25 protein-coding genes are annotated in these 19711 nt (G+C 57.2%); 13 read left to right on the top strand and 12 right to left on the bottom strand.

The features are described 5' to 3' along the window. Nucleotides 1-23 precede the first annotated feature (23 nt). The 9 genes from ES815_RS18115 to mdtH all read right to left on the bottom strand — a co-directional run bounded on the left by ES815_RS18115 (nucleotide 24) and on the right by mdtH (nucleotide 6711). Nucleotides 24-599 (bottom strand): YceI family protein, encoded by a 576-nt coding sequence (locus ES815_RS18115; RefSeq protein WP_142489047.1) that lies wholly within the window; start codon nucleotides 597-599, stop codon nucleotides 24-26. Nucleotide 600: 1 nt separating this feature from the next. Then, nucleotides 601-1167 (bottom strand): cytochrome b, encoded by a 567-nt coding sequence (locus ES815_RS18120; RefSeq protein ID WP_142489048.1) that lies wholly within the window; start codon nucleotides 1165-1167, stop codon nucleotides 601-603. Nucleotides 1168-1428: 261 nt separating this feature from the next. Next, nucleotides 1429-1542 carry a YceO family protein gene (locus ES815_RS18125; protein WP_142489049.1) on the bottom strand — a complete coding sequence of 38 codons (114 nt, stop codon included), beginning with the start codon at nucleotides 1540-1542 and terminating at the stop codon, nucleotides 1429-1431. 56 nt (nucleotides 1543-1598) lie between these two features. After that, nucleotides 1599-2717: an N-methyl-L-tryptophan oxidase gene (solA, locus tag ES815_RS18130; protein WP_142489050.1), complete on the bottom strand. Its 1119-nt coding sequence runs from the start codon at nucleotides 2715-2717 to the stop codon at nucleotides 1599-1601. A 117-nt stretch (nucleotides 2718-2834) separates the two neighbouring features. Then, nucleotides 2835-3089 carry a biofilm formation regulator BssS gene (bssS, locus tag ES815_RS18135; protein WP_142489051.1) on the bottom strand — a complete coding sequence of 85 codons (255 nt, stop codon included), beginning with the start codon at nucleotides 3087-3089 and terminating at the stop codon, nucleotides 2835-2837. Between the two features lie 269 nt (nucleotides 3090-3358). Continuing rightward, a complete protein-coding gene (gene dinI / locus ES815_RS18140; protein ID WP_142489052.1) occupies nucleotides 3359-3604 on the bottom strand; it encodes a DNA damage-inducible protein I in 246 nt (81 codons plus the stop codon). 74 nt (nucleotides 3605-3678) lie between these two features. After that, nucleotides 3679-4725, bottom strand: coding sequence for a dihydroorotase (gene pyrC / locus ES815_RS18145; protein WP_142489053.1), 1047 nt, complete (start codon nucleotides 4723-4725; stop codon nucleotides 3679-3681). A 111-nt stretch (nucleotides 4726-4836) separates the two neighbouring features. Beyond that, entirely contained in the window at nucleotides 4837-5397 is a 561-nt protein-coding gene (locus ES815_RS18150) for a lipoprotein (protein WP_142489054.1), read from the bottom strand. Between the two features lie 105 nt (nucleotides 5398-5502). Further along, nucleotides 5503-6711, bottom strand: coding sequence for a multidrug efflux MFS transporter MdtH (gene mdtH / locus ES815_RS18155; RefSeq protein ID WP_142489055.1), 1209 nt, complete (start codon nucleotides 6709-6711; stop codon nucleotides 5503-5505). A 234-nt stretch (nucleotides 6712-6945) separates the two neighbouring features. Between mdtH and rimJ the strand changes: the two genes are divergently transcribed. The 4 genes from rimJ to murJ all read left to right on the top strand — a co-directional run bounded on the left by rimJ (nucleotide 6946) and on the right by murJ (nucleotide 10804). Then, on the top strand, nucleotides 6946-7530 hold the full coding sequence (rimJ, locus tag ES815_RS18160) for a ribosomal protein S5-alanine N-acetyltransferase (RefSeq protein WP_142489056.1): 585 nt from the start codon (nucleotides 6946-6948) through the stop codon (nucleotides 7528-7530). Nucleotides 7531-7539: 9 nt separating this feature from the next. Then, on the top strand, nucleotides 7540-8190 hold the full coding sequence (locus tag ES815_RS18165; protein WP_142489057.1) for a YceH family protein: 651 nt from the start codon (nucleotides 7540-7542) through the stop codon (nucleotides 8188-8190). Nucleotides 8191-8192: 2 nt separating this feature from the next. After that, a complete protein-coding gene (locus ES815_RS18170) occupies nucleotides 8193-9116 on the top strand; it encodes a Gfo/Idh/MocA family protein (RefSeq protein WP_142489058.1) in 924 nt (307 codons plus the stop codon). Nucleotides 9117-9268: 152 nt separating this feature from the next. Then, nucleotides 9269-10804 (top strand): murein biosynthesis integral membrane protein MurJ, encoded by a 1536-nt coding sequence (gene murJ / locus ES815_RS18175; RefSeq protein ID WP_142489059.1) that lies wholly within the window; start codon nucleotides 9269-9271, stop codon nucleotides 10802-10804. 57 nt (nucleotides 10805-10861) lie between these two features. Here the strand turns inward: murJ and flgN are convergent, their stop codons facing one another. The 3 genes from flgN to flgA all read right to left on the bottom strand — a co-directional run bounded on the left by flgN (nucleotide 10862) and on the right by flgA (nucleotide 12329). Then, on the bottom strand, nucleotides 10862-11284 hold the full coding sequence (gene flgN / locus ES815_RS18180) for a flagella biosynthesis chaperone FlgN (protein ID WP_142489060.1): 423 nt from the start codon (nucleotides 11282-11284) through the stop codon (nucleotides 10862-10864). 7 nt (nucleotides 11285-11291) lie between these two features. After that, nucleotides 11292-11579 carry a flagellar biosynthesis anti-sigma factor FlgM gene (gene flgM / locus ES815_RS18185; protein WP_142489061.1) on the bottom strand — a complete coding sequence of 96 codons (288 nt, stop codon included), beginning with the start codon at nucleotides 11577-11579 and terminating at the stop codon, nucleotides 11292-11294. A gap of 93 nt (nucleotides 11580-11672) precedes the next feature. After that, the gene (gene flgA / locus ES815_RS18190; RefSeq protein WP_142489062.1) at nucleotides 11673-12329 is read right to left on the bottom strand and encodes a flagellar basal body P-ring formation chaperone FlgA; all 657 of its coding nucleotides are present in this window, start codon (nucleotides 12327-12329) and stop codon (nucleotides 11673-11675) included. Between the two features lie 161 nt (nucleotides 12330-12490). On the opposite strand from flgA, the gene flgB reads away from it, so the two are divergent. From flgB to flgJ, 9 genes are read left to right on the top strand one after another with little or no spacing between them, the layout of a single operon-like run. Then, nucleotides 12491-12907, top strand: coding sequence for a flagellar basal body rod protein FlgB (flgB, locus tag ES815_RS18195; RefSeq protein WP_142489063.1), 417 nt, complete (start codon nucleotides 12491-12493; stop codon nucleotides 12905-12907). A 2-nt stretch (nucleotides 12908-12909) separates the two neighbouring features. Beyond that, nucleotides 12910-13314: a flagellar basal body rod protein FlgC gene (flgC, locus tag ES815_RS18200; protein ID WP_142489064.1), complete on the top strand. Its 405-nt coding sequence runs from the start codon at nucleotides 12910-12912 to the stop codon at nucleotides 13312-13314. Nucleotides 13315-13325: 11 nt separating this feature from the next. Continuing rightward, on the top strand, nucleotides 13326-14030 hold the full coding sequence (gene flgD / locus ES815_RS18205; protein WP_142489065.1) for a flagellar hook assembly protein FlgD: 705 nt from the start codon (nucleotides 13326-13328) through the stop codon (nucleotides 14028-14030). Nucleotides 14031-14051: 21 nt separating this feature from the next. Continuing rightward, nucleotides 14052-15317, top strand: a complete 1266-nt coding sequence (gene flgE, locus ES815_RS18210) for a flagellar hook protein FlgE (protein ID WP_142489066.1) — start codon at nucleotides 14052-14054, stop codon at nucleotides 15315-15317. Nucleotides 15318-15337: 20 nt separating this feature from the next. Beyond that, nucleotides 15338-16093 carry a flagellar basal body rod protein FlgF gene (locus ES815_RS18215; protein ID WP_142489067.1) on the top strand — a complete coding sequence of 252 codons (756 nt, stop codon included), beginning with the start codon at nucleotides 15338-15340 and terminating at the stop codon, nucleotides 16091-16093. A gap of 11 nt (nucleotides 16094-16104) precedes the next feature. Then, nucleotides 16105-16887, top strand: coding sequence for a flagellar basal-body rod protein FlgG (gene flgG / locus ES815_RS18220; protein ID WP_032617536.1), 783 nt, complete (start codon nucleotides 16105-16107; stop codon nucleotides 16885-16887). Nucleotides 16888-16944: 57 nt separating this feature from the next. After that, a complete protein-coding gene (gene flgH, locus ES815_RS18225; protein WP_106992723.1) occupies nucleotides 16945-17643 on the top strand; it encodes a flagellar basal body L-ring protein FlgH in 699 nt (232 codons plus the stop codon). A 12-nt stretch (nucleotides 17644-17655) separates the two neighbouring features. Beyond that, nucleotides 17656-18753, top strand: a complete 1098-nt coding sequence (locus ES815_RS18230) for a flagellar basal body P-ring protein FlgI (protein ID WP_142489068.1) — start codon at nucleotides 17656-17658, stop codon at nucleotides 18751-18753. Next, nucleotides 18753-19706 carry a flagellar assembly peptidoglycan hydrolase FlgJ gene (flgJ, locus tag ES815_RS18235; protein ID WP_142489069.1) on the top strand — a complete coding sequence of 318 codons (954 nt, stop codon included), beginning with the start codon at nucleotides 18753-18755 and terminating at the stop codon, nucleotides 19704-19706. Before ES815_RS18230 ends, flgJ begins: the two co-directional genes overlap by 1 nt. The last annotated feature ends 5 nt before the right edge of the window (nucleotides 19707-19711 follow it).

Consider the following 19711-nt stretch of genomic DNA (forward strand, 5'->3'; position numbering starts at 1 on the left):
GCCATGCTGACCGGGCGAGGGCATTACTTCTGCTGTACCCCTTCCACCGAAATAATCAGCTCCACGTCCTGCGACGCCGGGCCCAGATCGGTGGTGATGTTAAAGTCTTTCAGGTGGATTTTGCCTGTCGCTTCAAACCCGGCACGTTTGCCGCCCCACGGGTCATCACCCTGACCAATCAGTTTTGCATCCAGCTTAACCGGCTTGGTTACGCCGTTCAGCGTCAGATCGCCAATGATATCCAGACCCTCGCCATCCTTCTTCACCTCGGTCGAGGTAAAGGTCGCCTGCGGGTATTTCGCCACGTTGAGGAAATCTGCGCTGCGCAGGTGCTTATCGCGCTCGGCGTGGTTGGTATCCAGGCTGTTGGTATTCAGGGTCACGTTGACCTTATCGGCCGCCGGATTACCCTCATCAAAGGTGAAGGAGCCGTCGAAATCCTTGAAGGTGCCATACAGCCAGCTGTAGCCCAGATGCTGGATGCGGAAATTCACAAAGGCGTGCTGACCTTGTTTATCAATTTTGTAGTCGGCTGCCACCGCGGCGCCGGTGGTGAACAGCAGAGAACCTAAGGTTAATCCCAGCATGCTTTTTTTCATTTTATGCTCCAGAGTCAGGTGACGCTTTGCCCAACATTCGTGTCAGGGTGGCGTCTTTGTCGATAAAGTGGTGTTTGATGGCCGCAAGACCATGCAGTGCAGATAACGAGACCACGCCCCAGGCCAGCCACAGGTGAACGGTCCCGGCCAGATCGGCCTGCGCCCCGGCATCCGCCAGCAGGGCAGGGACCTCAAACAGGCCAAAGACGCTGATCGGCTTGCCGTCGGCGGTGGAAATTAAATAGCCGCTGATGAGAATGGCGAACAGCACCGCATACAGGGCAAAATGCGCGGCGGCGGCGCTCAGACGCGTGACGCGCGACTGGCTTTTCAGCGCCGGCGGCACCGGGGAAAAACGGCGCCACAGCAGACGCACCACCAGCGCCAGCATCAGCATAAAACCGATGCTTTTGTGCAGCTCTGGTGCCTGGTGATACCAACCATCGTAATAGCTGAGGGTCACCATCCATAATCCAAGGCCAAACATGCCATACACCGCAATAGCCATCAGCCAGTGTAAACTCATGGAAATAACGCCATAGCGTGTGGGGGAATTACGCACCTGCATTGTGAATACCGTCATTAATAAGTAAGCGCTCAAAATGGCGTGGAGGAAACATTAATGCAAATGATATTTACAGATATTCATTATTAATTTTAGTTGTTCAATTATTTTGAAGCAAAATAAGTAATGATGGTCAATATAGCTGTTAATACTTTGTGATACAGGCTGATTTAAGGCGGGTTATGACGATTTTATGATGTTCAAATAATTTATTGTGAAATTATAGTTATCTTAAGAATCGTCAGTTTTTGTCAATATGTCTCATCAGAAAAATACAATGTACAGAATATCGAGGATCGCCAGTAACGACCACAGCACAATATAGAGCATCAGATGCTCGCGAATATTATTGACCACATAATTAACAATACGACGCATGAGGATACCGGTAATGGAGATGATGAAAGGCTTCGGCAACCCGAAGCCTGACAGCATTATCGGCTAAAGCGCGACAGGGAGAAAGGCGTGAGATCAAACGGCGGGGCGATCTGCTGTGAGAATTGCGCGGCAATCTCACCCAGCACGCTGGCAAATTTGAACCCGTGGCCGCTCAGGCCGGCGATCAGCAGCGTATTATCATGGCCCGGCAGGGTATCGATGATGAAGTCTTCGTCCGGCGTGTTGTCATAGGTGCAGGCTGCCCCGTATAACAGGCCGCCGATACCCGGCAACACGTTGCGCAGGAATTTGAATGCTTCGGAGCCGTCGCCAGGCCAGGCACCGAACGGTTTGCGCTCTTCCGGGGAGTTGATAACCTGCCCGCCGTTGTGTTTGCCGATCTTCAGCGCATCTTTCTCTGACGGGAAGCCGTAGAACTGATCTCCATCTGGCAGTTCGCCGGTAAAGGCCGGGAAGCGATTCTGATGACTGTAACGCCCGTCGGACTGGAACCAGGAGAAGACCTTGCGCACCGGCTGGATCGGCAGGCCGGGCACCAGACGCGATACCCAGGTACCGGCGCTTACCAGCAGGCGATCCGCACGATATGGACCCTCCGAGGTTTCGACGGTGACGCCGTCGTCCTGATGGGAAATCGCGGTGACCGGGCAGTTAAATAGCTGCGCGCAGCCTGCCTCTTTCGCCAGCGCAATCCAGGTTTTGATCGCCAGCTCGCTGCGCAGGACCCCGGACTCGGCCTCAAACAGACCGATATAACCCTCAGGAACCTGGATTTCAGGCCAGCGCTTCATCACCGCCGCCGCGTCCAGCCGCTCAAGATTAAGATTGAACTGGCGGGCGCTCTGCTCAACGGTTGTCAGGAACGAGGAATCCGACGGTCCCAGATTGACCACCCCCGTGCGTTCGAAGACCGGTTCGCCGCTGATGTCGGCCAGCTCATCCCACAGCGCCTGCGCGCGTAAAACCAGCGGCACATAGCGTTCACCTTCCCCGTAAGCGTGACGCATCAGGCGGGTGTCGCCGTGATGGCTTCCTTCGGTGTGGGGCGGCATATGGGCATCGATCATCAGGACGTTTTGACCGGCGCGTGTTGCGTAATAACCTGCCGCTGCACCGACAGATCCGCTGCCAATAATAATTAAATCGTATTTCATCAGATTCTCTTTACGCGTTTCGTTGCTTAGCAGGGTAATTAAGACGTGACGGTTATACAAGGCCCAAATAAATGAGGCACCGTAAGGTGCCTTTTTGGGTGAGGTTTAGACATGACATTAATGTCGCCGGTACTCATTTGCCTGGTAGTCACTGGATTCTATTTTTGCAATACCGGCTTCTAAAATAGAAATAAACTGACGTGCAACGTCTGTTGTTAACCATAGCGTTTGCCCAACTTCCGCTTCTTCGGTGTCAGGGTGATTCGGGGTCTGGTAATGCAAACGCAGCATCAGTGCGTCGTAGCTATCTACAGTGCTGATATCCCAGCCAACAAGCGGATGTGTCTGGATGACTTCATTATTCTTTTCCATCATAACCCCCTGAATACGTGTTAAAAGACAACGACTGTGAGGTTCAATGCGTGTTTTTCTGAAGCAATTTCAGTATATCAATAAATAAGGCTTCTGAAGGGAAAAAGAAACAGGCAGCACAACAAATTTGTGCGTTTTAGGATTGTTTGAACATTAAAACATCATCTTGCTGATGATTTTTGAGGAAGTCAGTCAGATTATTCGTACTAACGTTGAACAGACGAAAAAAAGCCGGGGCGACCCGGCAAAAAAAACAAAGAGGGATAAAATTAATCGGTAATAAACCAGTCGTCAGCGCTCTCCCAGGTTTCCTGTAAAATTTCGCTGATGCGCGCTTTATCTTCTTTGGCACCACCGATGACCGACAGATTGTTTGACCCGGCATAACGCACGGTGACAGCACCTTCGCGTTCGGGGAAGGTGTCATTTATACGGCGGGATAATTCACCCGCCAGCGCATCCAGCGCGCCGGCAGGCAAAGCAGTTGTTCTGGCAATGGTCACTTCGATACGCATAGTTGCCCCCTGTGTAATATACTGGTTATTTATACAGTTATATTATTGAACTTACAACAGGGGGCCAACAATTTTTAGCGTTTTACCGTCCAGTGTACGGTTTCACCCGCGAGGAACGGGATCAGGGTGTCATCCGTCAGCGCAATAGAATCCACCACGCTGCTATCTTCGCGCACCAGTTCAACGAAGGTTTCATTGACCGGCAGGCCGTAGAAGCGAGGGCCGTTCAGGGAGCAGAAGGCCTCAAAGTGCTGCAGGGCGTTCATCTCGTCAAACACCTGGGCATAGCTGGCCAGCGCCGTAGGGGCGTTAAAGCAGCCTGCACAGCCGCAGCTGGCCTCTTTGCGATGACGGGCGTGCGGGGCGGAGTCGGTGCCGAGGAAGGCGCGCTCAAAGCCGCTGGCGACCAGTTCACGCAGCGCCTGCTGGTGGATATTGCGTTTGAGGATGGGCAGGCAGTAGAGGTGAGGGCGCACGCCGCCCACCAGCATGTGGTTGCGGTTGAACATCAGGTGCTGAGGGGTGATGGTGGCAGCCAGAAGCTCGTTGCCATCGCGCACGTACTCGGCTGCATCTTTGGTGGTGATGTGCTCAAACACCACTTTCAGACCCGGCAGGCGCTGACGCAGCGGCTCCATCACGGTGTCGATGAAGCGCGCTTCACGGTCGAAGATATCGATCTCGGCATGGGTCACTTCGCCATGCACCAGCAGCGGCATCCCCAGTTTCTCCATACGCTCCAGCACCGGCATAATGGCATCAATGCTGGTCACGCCGTGGCTGGAGTTAGTGGTGGCGTTGGCCGGGTAGAGTTTGGCGGCAGTAAAGACCCCTTCGTTAAAGCCGCGTTCAATCTCATTAGGATCGAGCGTGTCGGTCAGATAACAGGTCATCAGCGGGGTAAAATCGTGACCGGCAGGCACGGCGTCAAGAATGCGCTGGCGATAGGCAATCGCCGCATCGACCGTGGTGACGGGCGGCACCAGGTTTGGCATAACAATCGCGCGGCCATAGATTTCACTGGTATAAGGCACGACGGTATTCAGCATATCGCCATCGCGAAGATGGATATGCCAGTCGTCTGGGCGGCGAATTTTCAAAACCTGGGATGGTGCAGTCATGGATAGGCTCCGGCTGAGTGAGATGATTTTTGCCGGACACAAAGGATAGGGGGAAACGTTTTCGTTTGCACTCTTTTCCGCAAAAAAAAGGGCGCCGGAGCGCCCTGGAGGTTAATCGACGAAGGGGATAACAATCTCACCCGGCTTCACTTCGATGCCTTTAGCGTATTTTTTCGCCAGCGCTTCACCCTTGCTGTTATCTTCGCTCAGGATGTAGGCCGGCTGATGATTAAAGTAATTCTGCAGTGACTGGTTCAGGTAGGGCATCAGGGTTTGCAGAACCGGCTTCATCTTGTCCGGCGACACTACGGCGTCGGTGATCTCCATCTGCTGCAGATAGATGGCGCCCTGATCTTTATTGAAGACCGGCAGCGCTTTTAATTTCAGTTTGATATTGGCTTTCTGGCTGCCGAACAGCGAGTTCATGTCCAGGCTGGCATCCCCGGAGAGCATCACTTTTTTCGGCTCCTCGCGGCCAATCTGGCTGGCAAGGTTGCTCAGGACAATATGCGCATCCGCCACGCCCGGAACGCCAATATCTTTCGCAAAGTTATTGCGCTTTTGCAGTGCCTGGTTGATCTCCTGTTCACTGACGGTGTACTGGGTGAGCTGATTACAACCAACCAGCAGGCCGCTGACGATCAACGCAGTGGCAATAACGATCTTCTTCATGGTTTTCCTCGACATAATGTCAGCGCTTCAATCCTGACGCGCCAGTATGTCAGGGGAGAGTGAGTCAGACCAGCAGAAAAAACTGATATCCGTCTGCGGTATCGATCAGGCGCCAGGCTCCAGCATGCCGGGCACGCGGCGTTTATGGCTGAACTGCCAGCCCAGCGCAAAGAAGGTGATCACGCCGATTAACGCCAACATCACCCACGGCAGCTCAGGCTGGTGGAAGGCTTTTCCGGCATCGAACAACCAGCCGCCCCCGGCATACCCCAGCGCACCGCCAATCGCCAGCCCGAGTCGGCTGAAACCCATATAGCTGCCCCGCGCACGCGGGTCGGCCAGCTCGGCGCTCAGGGTTTCGCGGGCCGGTTCGGCAATAATCGAGCCGATATAGAAAGTGCAGATCAGCATAAACAGCTGCTGCAGAGAACTCACCATCCCGATGGGCAGCATGCTCAGGGACATCAGCAGCAGGCCCGCCATCAGGCGGTGCTCAAGGCGGAATCGTTTCTCACTCCAGCGGGCAATGGGGTAGAGCAGGGTCAGGGAGAGACAGGCCTCAATGGCGTACATCCATTTGACCGCCGCCGGGGAGCCCGCCACATCGTTAACCATGATCGGCAGCATCAGCATCACCTGCACTCCCAGCATGTAATAGCCCGCCAGGGTCAGCACATAGGTGATAAAGCGTTTATCGCGCCAGACCCGATCCAATCCCTCACGCACCGGCGCTTTGACGGTGGAGAGTTTCCAGGCGGGCAGCAGCCAGGCGTTGAAGGCCGCGCAGAGGATAAACAGCACCGCGCCCGTGGCGCAGACCAGACGAAAATCATACTGCAGCAGCCAACTGCCCAGCAGCGCGCCCACCACCGCCCCGGCGCTGTCCTGCATCATCAGCAGGGAGAAAAAACGTCCGCGGTGCTGAGGGCGGATCAGTTTGACCACTAAGGCCGTGCGCGGTGGGTCGAACAGCGTGCCGCCAAGACCGGAGATAAAGCAGGAGACCCACAGCAGCCAGGGTTCATGGGCGATCGCCATGGTGGCAAACCCCGCCGCCCGCAGCAGCATGCCGGTGACGATCATCGGTTTAGCGCCGAAGCGGTCGGCAATTGCGCCGCCAAACACCCCCAGCCCCTGCTGAACGAACTGGCGCAGCCCCAGGGCAATGCCGACCATCAGCGCCGCCCAGCCCATCTGATCGACAAAGCGAATCGAAATAAGCGGGAAAACGACAAAAAAGCCGAGCACAACCAGCATGTTATCGACGAGCAGGAAGTACTTACCCAGACTCCGGGCCTGTGAGATACGGGACATTTCCCCTCCAGGGGAATAAAGATGATAATCGCGCTAATATTCTGCGGTTTCGCCGGAGTTTTTCCCACAGCGCAGGCGACAATATTTTTTTATCAAAAGGGTACTTTGATTGAGGCTTTTCATCGAAAAATGTGAAAAGTCTTCAAAATGGTATGTCACTGTTTTCCCAGACGGCAACGGCGCAGGTATAGTAAAGCTAACGGGTCAAGGTTGTAACAGGAAGGAGTTGTATCCATGTTTGGCTATCGCAGTAATGTGCCGAAAGTGCGCCTCACGACTGACCGGCTGGTGGTTCGTCTGGTTCATGAGCGTGATGCCTGGCGTCTGGCGGACTACTACGCCGAGAATCGTCAATTTTTAAAACCCTGGGAACCCGTGCGGGATGAAAGCCACTGTTATCCTTCCGGCTGGCAGGCCCGGCTGAGCATGATTGCCGAGTTCCACAAGCAGGGTTCGGCGTTCTATTTTGCCCTGCTCGATCCCGATGAGAAAGAGATCGTTGGGATCGCCAACTTTTCTAACGTGGTGCGGGGATCGTTTCACGCCTGCTATCTGGGCTACTCCATCGGACAAAAATGGCAGGGGCAGGGGCTGATGTTTGAGGCCTTAACCTCGGCAATCCGCTATATGCAGCGTACCCAGCATATGCACCGCATTATGGCCAACTACATGCCGCACAATCAGCGCAGCGGGGATCTGCTGGCGCGCCTCGGGTTCGAAAAAGAGGGCTACGCCAAAGACTATCTGCTGATTGACGGCGAATGGCGCGATCATGTCCTGACGGCGCTAACAACCAAAGAGTGGAGCGCGGGGCGCTAAGGAACAGAGATGAAATACCAATTAACCGCCACAGAAGCGCGCGTCATTGGCTGTCTGCTGGAAAAACAGGTCACCACGCCGGAACAGTATCCGCTCTCGGTGAATGCAGTGACCCTGGCCTGTAATCAGAAAACCAACCGTGAACCGGTGATGAACCTCGCCGAGCATGAGGTGCAGGATCTGCTTGATGCGCTGGTTAAACGCCACTATCTGCGCACCGTCAGCGGCTTTGGCAATCGCGTCACCAAATATGAGCAGCGTTTTTGCAACTCCGAGTTTGGCGCCCTGAAACTGAACTCTGCCGAAGTGGCGCTGATCGCCACTCTGCTGCTGCGTGGGGCGCAGACGCCCGGCGAGCTGCGTACCCGAGCCGCGCGCATGCACAAGTTCGCCGATATGCAGGAGGTAGAGCAGGCGCTTGAGGGGCTTGCTGCCCGGGAAGATGGGCCTTTTGTCCTGCGTCTGGCGCGCGAGCCGGGCAAGCGCGAAAGCCGCTATATGCACCTCTTCAGCGGCGAGGTTGATACCTCTGTTGCGACGTCAGAGGCCGCAGTGCCGGTTGCGGATGAAACCCTGCTGGCCCGCGTTGAGGCGCTGGAGAATGAAGTCGGAGAATTGAAACAGCGACTCGATTCGCTGCTGGCACATCTGGGGGATTAACGGTGGCAAAATTACGTGTAGGCGTTGTAGGGCTGGGCGGTATCGCGCAGAAAGCATGGTTGCCGGTGCTGAGCGCCGCGACAGACTGGACGTTACAGGGCGCCTGGTCGCCGTCGCGGGATAAGGCGCTAAGGATCTGCAAGTCCGTACGCATGCCTTATTATTCATCGTTACAGGATCTGGCCCGCGAGTGTGATGTGGTCTTTGTCCACACCTCCACCGTCACCCACTATCAGGTGGTCAGCGAGCTGCTGCAGGCCGGTGTTCATGTTTGCGTCGATAAACCGCTGGCTGACAACCTGGCCGACGCCGAGCGCCTGATTGAGCTCGCTGCGCGGAAGAAGCTCACCCTGATGGTCGGCTTTAACCGCCGCTTCGCGCCGCTCTACCAGCAGCTGAAACCGCAGCTGAACGATGCGGCCTCGCTGCGGATGGATAAACACCGCGCCGACAGCATCGGGCCCAACGATCTGCGCTTTACCCTGCTGGATGATTATCTGCACGTGGTGGACACTGCCCTGTGGCTGGCGGGCAATAATGCCCAACTGACCGGCGGCACGCTGCAAACCAACGAGCAGGGGGCGATGGTCTATGCCGAGCACCATTTCAGTGCGGGCAATCTGCAGATCACCACCTCCATGCACCGCCGGGCGGGCAGCCAGCGCGAGTGGATCCAGGCGGTAACGGACGGCGCGCTGCTGGACATCACCGACATGCGCGAGTGGCGTGAGGAGCGCGGCGCAGGGGTCGTTACGCCGGCCATCCCGGGCTGGCAGAGTACTCTTGAACAGCGCGGCTTTGCGGGCTGCGCGCGTCACTTCATCGAATGCGTGCAAAATCAGACGGTTCCTGAAACCGCGGGTGAACAGGCGATCCGCGCCCAGCGTATCGTGGAGAAGCTCTGGCGCGATGCCATGAGCGAATAACCCGCTGTAACATCTGCCCATAGCAATTCGTTTTTTTACGAGTAGACTAGGCGCTTTTATTGTCTTGTAGGCCGGGTAAGCGCAGCGCCACCCGGCGAGAATCACGCCTGCTTTGCAGGCGTTTTGCCGTCTGGTAGTGGAAATTCACGTTAATGAACCTATTAAAATCGCTGGCTGCCGTCAGCTCAATGACCATGTTTTCGCGCGTGCTGGGCTTTGCGCGCGACGCCATTGTGGCAAGGGTCTTTGGCGCAGGGATGGCGACTGACGCCTTTTTTGTTGCTTTTAAACTGCCTAACCTGCTGCGCCGTATCTTTGCCGAAGGCGCGTTCTCCCAGGCTTTTGTCCCCATTCTGGCGGAATACAAAAGCAAGCAGGGGGAAGACGCGACGAAAGTGTTTGTCTCCTACGTCTCGGGATTGCTGACCCTCGCCCTGGCGATCGTCACGGTAATCGGGATGCTGGCGGCGCCCTGGGTGATCATGGTCACCGCCCCCGGCTTTGCCGATACCGCCGACAAATTTGCCCTGACCTCACAGCTGCTGCGCATCACCTTCCCCTATATTTTGCTGATCTCGCTGGCGTCGCTGGCGGGGGCGATCCTTAACACCTGGAACCGCTTCTCGGTCCCGGCGTTTGCGCCGACGTTCCTCAACGTCAGCATGATCGGCTTTGCGCTGTTCGCCGCGCCGCACTTCCATCCGCCGGTGCTGGCGCTGGCCTGGGCGGTGACGGTGGGCGGCGTGCTGCAGCTGGCGTACCAACTGCCGCACCTGAAAAAGATCGGCATGCTGGTGCTGCCGCGCATTAACCTGCGCGATGCCGGGGCGATGCGGGTGGTGAAGCAGATGGGCCCGGCCATTCTTGGCGTCTCGGTGAGCCAGATTTCGCTGATCATCAACACCATCTTCGCCTCTTTCCTGGTCTCCGGTTCCGTCTCCTGGATGTACTACGCCGATCGCCTGATGGAGTTCCCGTCCGGGGTACTCGGGGTGGCGCTGGGCACTATTTTGCTGCCGTCACTCTCACGCAGCTTCGCCAGCGGCAACCAGGATGAGTACTGTCGTCTGATGGACTGGGGGTTACGCCTCTGCTTCCTGCTGGCGCTGCCGAGCGCGGTGGCGCTGGGGATCCTCGCGAAACCGCTGGTGGTGTCCTTGTTCCAGTACGGTAAATTTAGCGCCTTCGATGCCCTGATGACCCAGCGGGCGCTGGTGGCCTATTCCGTCGGGCTGATGGGGTTGATTGTGGTGAAAGTGCTGGCCCCGGGCTTCTACTCGCGCCAGGACATCAAGACGCCGGTGAAGATTGCCATCGTGACCCTGATCATGACCCAGGTGATGAACCTGGCGTTTATTGGCCCACTGAAGCACGCCGGCCTGTCGCTCTCCATCGGTCTGGCAGCCTGTCTGAATGCTGGGCTGCTCTACTGGCAGCTGAGAAAGCAGCAGATTTTTACCCCGCAGCCGGGCTGGGCGAGCTTCCTGTTACGTCTGGTGATTGCGGTGCTGGTGATGGCCGCAGCGCTGGTGGGCATGCTGTACGTGATGCCTGACTGGTCGCTGGGCACCATGCCTTATCGTCTGTTGCGCCTGATGGCGGTGGTGGTGGTGGGCGTCGTGGCCTACTTCGCGACTCTCGCGGTGCTGGGCTTTAAGGTGAAAGAGTTCGCCCGCCGCACGGCGTAAAGCCAAAAAAGGGGAGCGCCTGTCGGTGCTCCCCTTTTTCTGTCTGTCTCACAACAATTAAATCGAAAACTTCTTCCCGCCGCTGCGTGAGCTGGAAGTCTGGCCATCGGCACCGTACAGTGCCGGCTCCTGATGCGGCTTCAGCACGTCCAGCGCCTGCTGGTTGCGGGTGATTTGCCCCTCGAGTAACCAGCCGTTATGCTGATTGAGATCGCGCAGACGCTGTGTTTTTTCAGTAATAGTTTGCCAGCGATCGGCGACATCATCATTGGCACTCTGGCGCGCGGACTGTTCGGTACGGCGCTGCTGCTCCAGATAATCCAGAGTTGCCAGCAGGGAGCTTTTATCTTCTGTAATGCGCTGCAGCGCGCTGCCGTTCACATTCCCGGCAGAGAGCTGTTGTTGCTCGGCGTCCATCACCGTTTTCAGGTCGTTTAAGACGACCGTCATTTGATCCATAATTTCCGTCAGACGACTCATACGGCGATTACTCTAAGAAACTTTGCGCTTCCTGAATCAGCGCGTCAGCGATTTTACTGGTGTCCATTTTCAGCTCACCGTTACGGATCGCGGTTTTCAGCGCTTCAACACGTTCCATGTTGATATCGTTGCTGCCCGGCTGCATCAGTTTCGCCTGGGCATCGCTCAGCGTAACGCTGGTGCTGTTAGCCGCGGCCGATTTTTGCGGGCGCGGTTTTGCCGTCGCAGTCTCATTCAGTTCGCGAGGTTGTACAGTGCTAACCGGCTTCAGGGGCGATGTACGATCAATGCTCATTGTGTTGTCCTCATCGAGGGTTGGCGGCGTTAGCGCCTGACATTATCACTTGTTAATGATTTATCGGCAGTCGCCGCATAATCTTTAAAAAGATTATAGGTTAATCAGAATATTCCCATCAGAATCGACGGTGCCGCTCACGACCTGGCCTGAGGTCATCCTGACGCGGGCGTTTTGCGCCACGGCCGCATTGTTCAGCGCCTGTCCTTGGCTGTTAACGCTAAAGCCCTCGCCGCTGGCGATCACCATTACCCGCTGTCCGGCTTTAATGAGCCAGGCCTGGCGCAGCATCGACAGTTGCAGAGGCTGCCCGGGCACCAGATCGCGCAAGCTAATGGCATTCTGCGCCTGGTTAATATCCAGCATCGTGCGCGGAGGCAGCTGATCCAGTCTGCCGCGCTTCAGCGCAACGCTACCCGGCTGCAAGGCCGCACCACGTGGGATGTTCCGGGACGCGACAACATAATCGCCCGTCGCCTGAACTGCAACCTGTATAAACCGTTTTTCATTGTCACATCGTGCCGTGACGCTGACGTTGCCCCACTGCCTGGTGTTTCCAGGGACGCTGAATTCGGGTGTTTCACAGGAGGGCAGCATGGTGGCAGGCGTGCGGATCTGCACCGAAACCTCATCGCTATACCCTGCCAGACGCTGGGCAAAAAACGCCGTCAGCTGGGCATCAAGATCCTGCGCCAGAGTGGAGGCGCTCCAGAGGAGCAGGATTGCGGTCAAACCACGTTTAAGTGCCATATCGCCCGTTACCGTCGGATTACAGAATGAGCAGGATTCTACCTGTAGCGGGTGGGCATCAACGCAATAAATAGCGACGCATTTTGCGCTTATTCCGTCGATGACGGAGACGGGTTGAGATTTAAGCTATCCACTGAAATTTTGCCATCAGCGGAGGAGACATGCTCGATAAACTCGACGCCGCGCTACGTTTTCAGCAGGAAGCGCTCAACTTACGCGCCCAGCGTCAGGAGATTCTGGCCGCCAATATCGCTAACGCCGATACCCCCGGGTTTCAGGCGCGCGATATCGATTTTTCCAGTGAATTAAAGAAAGTGATGGAGCGTGGTCGGGCCGAAAATAGCGGTGTCGCCCTTGCGCTGACCTCTGCACGCCATATTCCGGCAGAGACCGTGACGACACCGAATACCGATTTACTTTATCGCATCCCCGATCAGCCATCCCTCGACGGCAACACCGTCGATATGGACCGGGAGCGTACGCAGTTCGCCGATAACAGCCTCAAGTACCAGATGGGACTGACCGTTCTCGGCGGGCAGATTAAAGGCATGATGAACGTTCTGCAGGGAGGCAACTAGTAATGGCCTTACTCAATATCTTTGATATCGCGGGTTCCGCGCTGACCGCGCAGTCCCAACGTCTGAACGTCGCCGCCAGTAACATGGCGAACGCTGACAGCGTGGCGGGCCCGGACGGTCAACCTTACCGCGCCAAACAGGTGGTGTTCCAGGTGGATGCAGCACCGGGTGCGCAAACCGGCGGGGTCAAAGTGGCCAGCGTGATTGAAAGCCAGGCACCGGACAAACTGGTGTACGAGCCGGGCAACCCGCTGGCCGACGCCAGTGGCTACGTCAAAATGCCAAACGTGGATGTGGTCGGTGAGATGGTGAACACCATGTCGGCGTCCCGCAGCTACCAGGCCAACGTAGAAGTCCTGAACACCGTGAAGGCCATGATGCTTAAAACGCTCACTCTGGGCCAGTAAAGGAGAGATCAATGTCCATTGCCGTAAATGTTAATGACAGATCGACTGCTACTGGCGTCAGCGGCGCCACCGGCAGCAGCTCGCTTACCGGAAGCAACGCTTCCGATCTCCAGGGCAGCTTTCTGACGCTACTGGTTGCGCAGCTGAAAAACCAGGATCCGACCAACCCGATGCAGAATAACGAACTGACCACGCAGCTTGCGCAGATCAGTACGGTGAGCGGCATCGAGAAACTCAACACCACGCTGGGCTCCATTTCCGGGCAGATCGACAGCAGCCAGTCGATGCAGGCCAGCACGCTGATTGGCCATGGCGTGATGATCCCGGGTTCGACCGTTCTGGCAGGTACCAGCGGTGCCGAAGGCTCGACGACCACCTCAACCACCCCGTTTGGTGTGGAGCTGCAGCAGAGCGCGGACAAAGTGACCGCCACCATCACCGATAAGAACGGTGCGGTGGTGCGTACCATTGATATTGGCGAGCTGAAAGCGGGTGTTCACACCTTTACCTGGGACGGGACCCTGACCGACGGCACCACGGCACCAAACGGTTCTTACAACGTGGCCATCTCCGCCAGTAGCGGCAGCACGCAGCTGGTGGCACAGCCACTGCAGTTTGCCATGGTGCAGGGCGTGATCCGCAGCAGCAGCGGTAACACGCTGGATCTCGGCACATACGGTACTACCACGCTCGACGAAGTTCGGCAGATTATTTAAAACCATTACCAGGAGTAACTCATGGCCTTTTCACAAGCGGTCAGCGGCCTGAATGCTGCAGCCACTAACCTCGACGTCATTGGTAACAACATTGCCAACTCCGCGACCTATGGCTTTAAGTCCGGTAGCGCGTCGTTCGCAGATATGTTCGCCGGTTCCAAAGTGGGTCTGGGCGTTAAAGTCGCCGGGATCACCCAGGACTTTTCAGACGGTACCACCACCAACACCGGGCGTGGCCTGGATGTGGCTATCAGCCAGAGCGGCTTCTTCCGCATGCTCGACAGCAACGGTTCGGTCTATTACAGCCGTAACGGCCAGTTCAGCATGGACGAAAACCGCAACCTGGTGAACATGCAGGGTTTGCAGCTGACCGGCTATCCGGCAGCAGGTAGCCCGCCAACGGTGCAGACCGGTGCCAACCCGCAGGCGATCAACATTCCAAACACCCTGATGTCGGCAAAAGCCACCAGCACCGCTGCGCAGCAGATTAACCTGAACTCCACCGACAGCGTGCCGACCATTCCGTTTGATGTCACCAACGCCAACCCGGATTCAGACAGCTTCAACAAGAAAGGCACCATTACCGTTTACGACAACCAGGGTAACGCCCACAACATGTATGTCTACTACGTGAAAACGGCAGACAACAAATGGGATCTCTATACCCAGGACGGCAGTGCTGCTAACGGTAAGATCACCAAAACCGCGCAGATGAACTTCGACGGCAACGGTAATCTGGAAGGTATCTACGAGTACAATCCCACCACCGGTGCGCTGAGCGCCACCAAAAATGCTAACCCGTCTATCAACGTGACTACCGATCCGCTGAGCGGCGCGGAGTCGGTAGATTTTACCCTGAGCTTCCTGAACTCCATGCAGCAGAACACCGGGGCGAACAACATCGTGGCGACCAACCAGAACGGCTACAAGCCGGGCGACCTGGTGAGCTATCAGATCAACGATGACGGTACCGTGGTAGGTAACTATTCCAACGAACAGAGCCAGGTGCTGGGTCAGATCGTGATGGCGAACTTCGCCAACAACGAAGGTCTGCAGTCTGAAGGGAACAACGTCTGGTCTGCTACCCAGTCTTCGGGCGTGGCGCTGCTGGGCACCGCGGGTTCCGGTAACTTCGGTACCCTGACCAACGGCGCGCTGGAAGCCTCCAACGTCGACCTGAGTAAAGAGCTGGTCAATATGATCGTCGCGCAACGTAACTATCAGTCGAATGCGCAGACCATCAAAACCCAGGACCAGATCCTCAACACGCTGGTTAACCTCCGCTAAGTGGCTGACGGGATAGCTTAATGGATCACGCAATATATACCGCGATGGGCGCCGCCAGCCAGACGCTCAATCAGCAGGCCGTCACCGCCAGCAACCTGGCGAACGCCTCGACGCCGGGTTTTCGTGCGCAGCTCAATGCCATGCGCGCCGTCCCGGTGGAAGGGCTCTCCCTGCCGACGCGTACGCTGGTCACGGCATCCACGCCGGGCGCCGACATGACGCCAGGACAGATGGACTACACCTCGCGCCCGCTCGACGTGGCGCTGCAGCAGGACGGCTGGCTGGCGGTGCAAACGGCCGACGGCAGTGAAGGCTACACCCGTAACGGGAACATCCAGGTGGATGCGGTCGGGCAACTGACCATCCAGGGACATCCGGTTATCGGCGAAGGCGGTCCCATCACCGTGCCGGAAGGCTCGGAGATCACCATCGCGGCAGACGGGACCATCTCGGCCCTGAACCCGGGCGATCCGCCGAACACCGTGGCACCGGTTGGCCGCCTGAAGCTGGTCAAAGCTGAAGGCAGCGAAGTGCAGCGTGGCGACGACGGTATGTTCCGTCTGACCCAGGCGGCGCAGGCCACCCGTGGCGCGACCTTACAGGCTGACCCGAGCATTCGCGTCATGTCTGGCGTGCTGGAAGGCAGTAACGTTAAGCCGGTGGCGGCGATGACCGACATGATTGCCAGCGCGCGCCGTTTTGAAATGCAGATGAAGGTGATCTCCAGCGTTGATGAAAACGCGGGCAAAGCTAACCAACTGCTGTCAATGAGTTAACAGGACTTCTTATGATCAGTTCTTTATGGATCGCGAAAACGGGCCTCGACGCGCAGCAAACCAATATGGATGTCATCGCCAACAACCTGGCGAACGTCAGCACCAATGGATTTAAACGTCAGCGCGCAGTTTTCGAAGATTTGCTTTACCAGACCATCCGCCAGCCGGGTGCGCAGTCGTCTGAACAGACCACGCTGCCATCCGGTCTGCAGATTGGTACCGGTGTTCGTCCGGTGGCGACCGAGCGTCTGCACAGCCAGGGCAACCTGTCCCAGACCAACAACAGCAAAGACGTGGCGATCAAAGGCCAGGGCTTCTTCCAGGTGCAGCTGCCTGACGGTACTTCGGCCTACACCCGTGACGGCTCGTTCCAGGTGGATCAGAACGGCCAGCTGGTGACGGCGGGCGGTTTCCAGGTACAGCCAGCGATCACCATTCCGGCTAACGCCCTGAGCATTACCATCGGGCGTGACGGGATCGTAAGTGTGACCCAGCAGGGCCAGGCTGCACCGGTACAGGTTGGCCAGCTTAACCTGACCACCTTTATGAACGACACCGGTCTGGAAAGCATCGGTGAGAACCTGTACATCGAAACCCAGTCCTCCGGTGCGCCGAACGAGAGCACGCCGGGTCTGAACGGTTCAGGTCTGCTGTATCAGGGGTATGTGGAAACCTCAAACGTCAACGTCGCGGAAGAGCTGGTGAATATGATCCAGGTTCAGCGTGCGTACGAAATTAACAGTAAAGCAGTGTCGACGACCGACCAGATGCTGCAGAAACTGACGCAACTCTAAGGTGCAGTCCGGTGCGGTTCACGCCGTACCGGCTCCCTGTTTTCGAAGATGAAGGCAATGCAAAAACTCGCGGCGATTCGTTATCCGATAGTGACCCTCCTGGCCGTTACCCTTACCGGTTGCGCCTGGGTACCGTCTCAACCTCTGGTGCAGGGTGCGACTTCCGCCCAACCCATTCCTGGCCCGACGCCGGTCGCGAATGGCTCTATTTTCCAGACAGCGCAGCCGATTAATTACGGTTATCAGCCGATGTTTGAAGACCGTCGCCCGCGTAATATCGGCGACACGCTGACCATCCAGCTTCAGGAAAACGTCAGCGCCAGCAAGAGCTCGTCCGCGAATGCCAGCCGCGACGGGAAGACCAATTTTGGCTTCGATACTGTGCCGCGTTACCTCGAAGGTCTCTTCGGTAATGCCCGTGCCGACGTCGAGACCTCTGGCGGCAACTCCTTTAACGGTAAAGGCGGTGCCAATGCCAGCAACACCTTTAGCGGCACCCTGACGGTGACCGTTGACCAGGTGCTGGCGAACGGCAATTTACATGTCGTGGGTGAAAAACAGATCGCCATCAATCAAGGCACTGAGTTCATTCGCTTCTCGGGTGTGGTTAACCCTCGCACCATCAGCGGCTCCAACACCGTACCGTCCACCCAGGTGGCCGATGCGCGCATCGAATACGTCGGCAACGGCTATATCAATGAAGCGCAGAATATGGGCTGGTTGCAGCGTTTCTTCCTTAATTTATCACCGATGTAAGCGAGGTGACCTATGTTTAAATCCCTCTTCGGGATCCTGTTGGTGCTGGTGGCAACCGTTGCCCAGGCCGACCGTATCCGCGATCTCACAAGCGTACAGGGCGTGCGGGAAAACTCACTGATCGGTTACGGCCTGGTGGTGGGGCTGGACGGCACGGGTGACCAGACGACGCAGACCCCGTTCACCACTCAGAGCCTGAACAACATGCTCTCCCAGCTCGGCATCACGGTGCCGGCCGGGACCAACATGCAGCTGAAAAACGTGGCGGCGGTGATGGTCACCGCCTCCTACCCGGCCTTTTCCCGCCAGGGGCAGACTATCGACGTGGTGGTCTCCTCCATGGGTAACGCCAAGAGCCTGCGCGGCGGTACGCTGCTGATGACCCCGCTGAAAGGGGTGGACAGCCAGGTGTATGCTCTCGCCCAGGGTAACATTCTGGTCGGCGGGGCAGGTGCGTCCGCAGGCGGCAGCAGCGTGCAGGTTAACCAGCTTAACGGCGGCCGTATTACCAACGGGGCGATCATTGAGCGTGAACTGCCGACTCAGTTCGGGTCCGGCAACACCATCAACCTGCAGCTGAATCAGGACGACTTCACCATGGCGCAGCAGATCGCTGACACCATTAACCGTGGCCGCGGCTATGGCAGCGCCACGGCGCTGGATGCCCGCACTGTGCAGATCCGCGTCTCCAGCGGAGGCAGCAATCAGGTTCGCCTGCTGGCGGATATCCAGAACATGGAGGTGAACGTCACGCCGCAGGATGCCAAAGTCATCATCAACTCCCGTACCGGTTCGGTGGTGATGAACCGTGAAGTGACGCTGGATAACTGTGCCGTCGCGCAGGGCAACCTCTCGGTGACCGTCAACCGCACGGCTAACGTCAGCCAGCCGGACACGCCGTTTGGCGGGGGCGAAACCGTGGTGACGCCGCAGACCCAGATTGATATGCGTCAGAGCGGAGGTTCGCTGCAGAGCGTGCGCTCCAGCGCCAACCTGAACAACGTGGTGCGGGCGCTGAATGCGCTGGGCGCAACCCCGATCGATCTGATGTCGATTCTGCAATCCATGCAGAGCGCGGGCTGTCTGCGCGCCAAAGTGGAAATTATCTGATGCTGACCGATAGCAAACTGCTGAGCAGCGCGGCCTGGGATACCCAGTCGCTCAACGAACTGAAGTCCAAAGCGGGCAAAGATCCGGCGGGGAATATCCGCCCGGTGGCCCGCCAGGTGGAAGGGATGTTTGTCCAGATGATGCTGAAAAGCATGCGTGAGGCGCTGCCGAAAGACGGTATCTTCAGCAGCGACTCAACGCGTCTGTACACCAGCATGTATGACCAGCAGATTGCGCAGCAGATGACTTCCGGCAAAGGGCTGGGGCTGGCCGATGTGATCGTTAAGCAGATGGCGGCCGCCCAGGGCGTGCCGCCGGAAGAGGCACCGCAGCAGGTGCCGATGAAGTTCGATCTGGAAAAAGTGACCAGCTATCAAAACCAGGCCCTGACGCAGATGGTGCGTAAAGCCGTGCCGAAAGCGCCAGAAAGTAACGATGAGCCGCTTACCGGCGACAGCAAAGACTTCCTGGCTCAGCTCTCGCTGCCGGCGCGTCTTGCCAGCCAGCAGAGCGGGGTGCCGCATCACCTGATTCTGGCCCAGGCGGCGCTGGAATCCGGCTGGGGGCAACGGCAGATCCGTCGTGAAAACGGCGATCCGAGCTTCAACATCTTTGGCGTGAAGGCTTCGGGAAGCTGGAAAGGGCCAACCACCGAGATCACCACCACCGAATATGAAAACGGTGAAGCGAAGAAGGTTAAGGCTAAGTTCCGCGTCTACAGCTCCTATCTGGAAGCGCTTTCAGACTATGTCGGGGTGCTGAGTCGTAACCCACGCTATGCGGCAGTAACCCAGGCCGCAACGGCAGAGCAGGGCGCACAAGCGTTGCAGAAAGCGGGCTACGCCACCGATCCGCAGTACGCCCGCAAGTTGACCAGCATGATCCAGCAGCTTAAAGCGATGGGTGAGAAAGTCAGCAAAGCGTACAGCAACGATATCGAAAATCTGTTCTGAAAAGT

This window comes from Leclercia adecarboxylata, assembly GCF_006874705.1.
GTDB classification, from domain to species: Bacteria; Pseudomonadota; Gammaproteobacteria; order Enterobacterales; family Enterobacteriaceae; genus Enterobacter; species Enterobacter adecarboxylatus_C.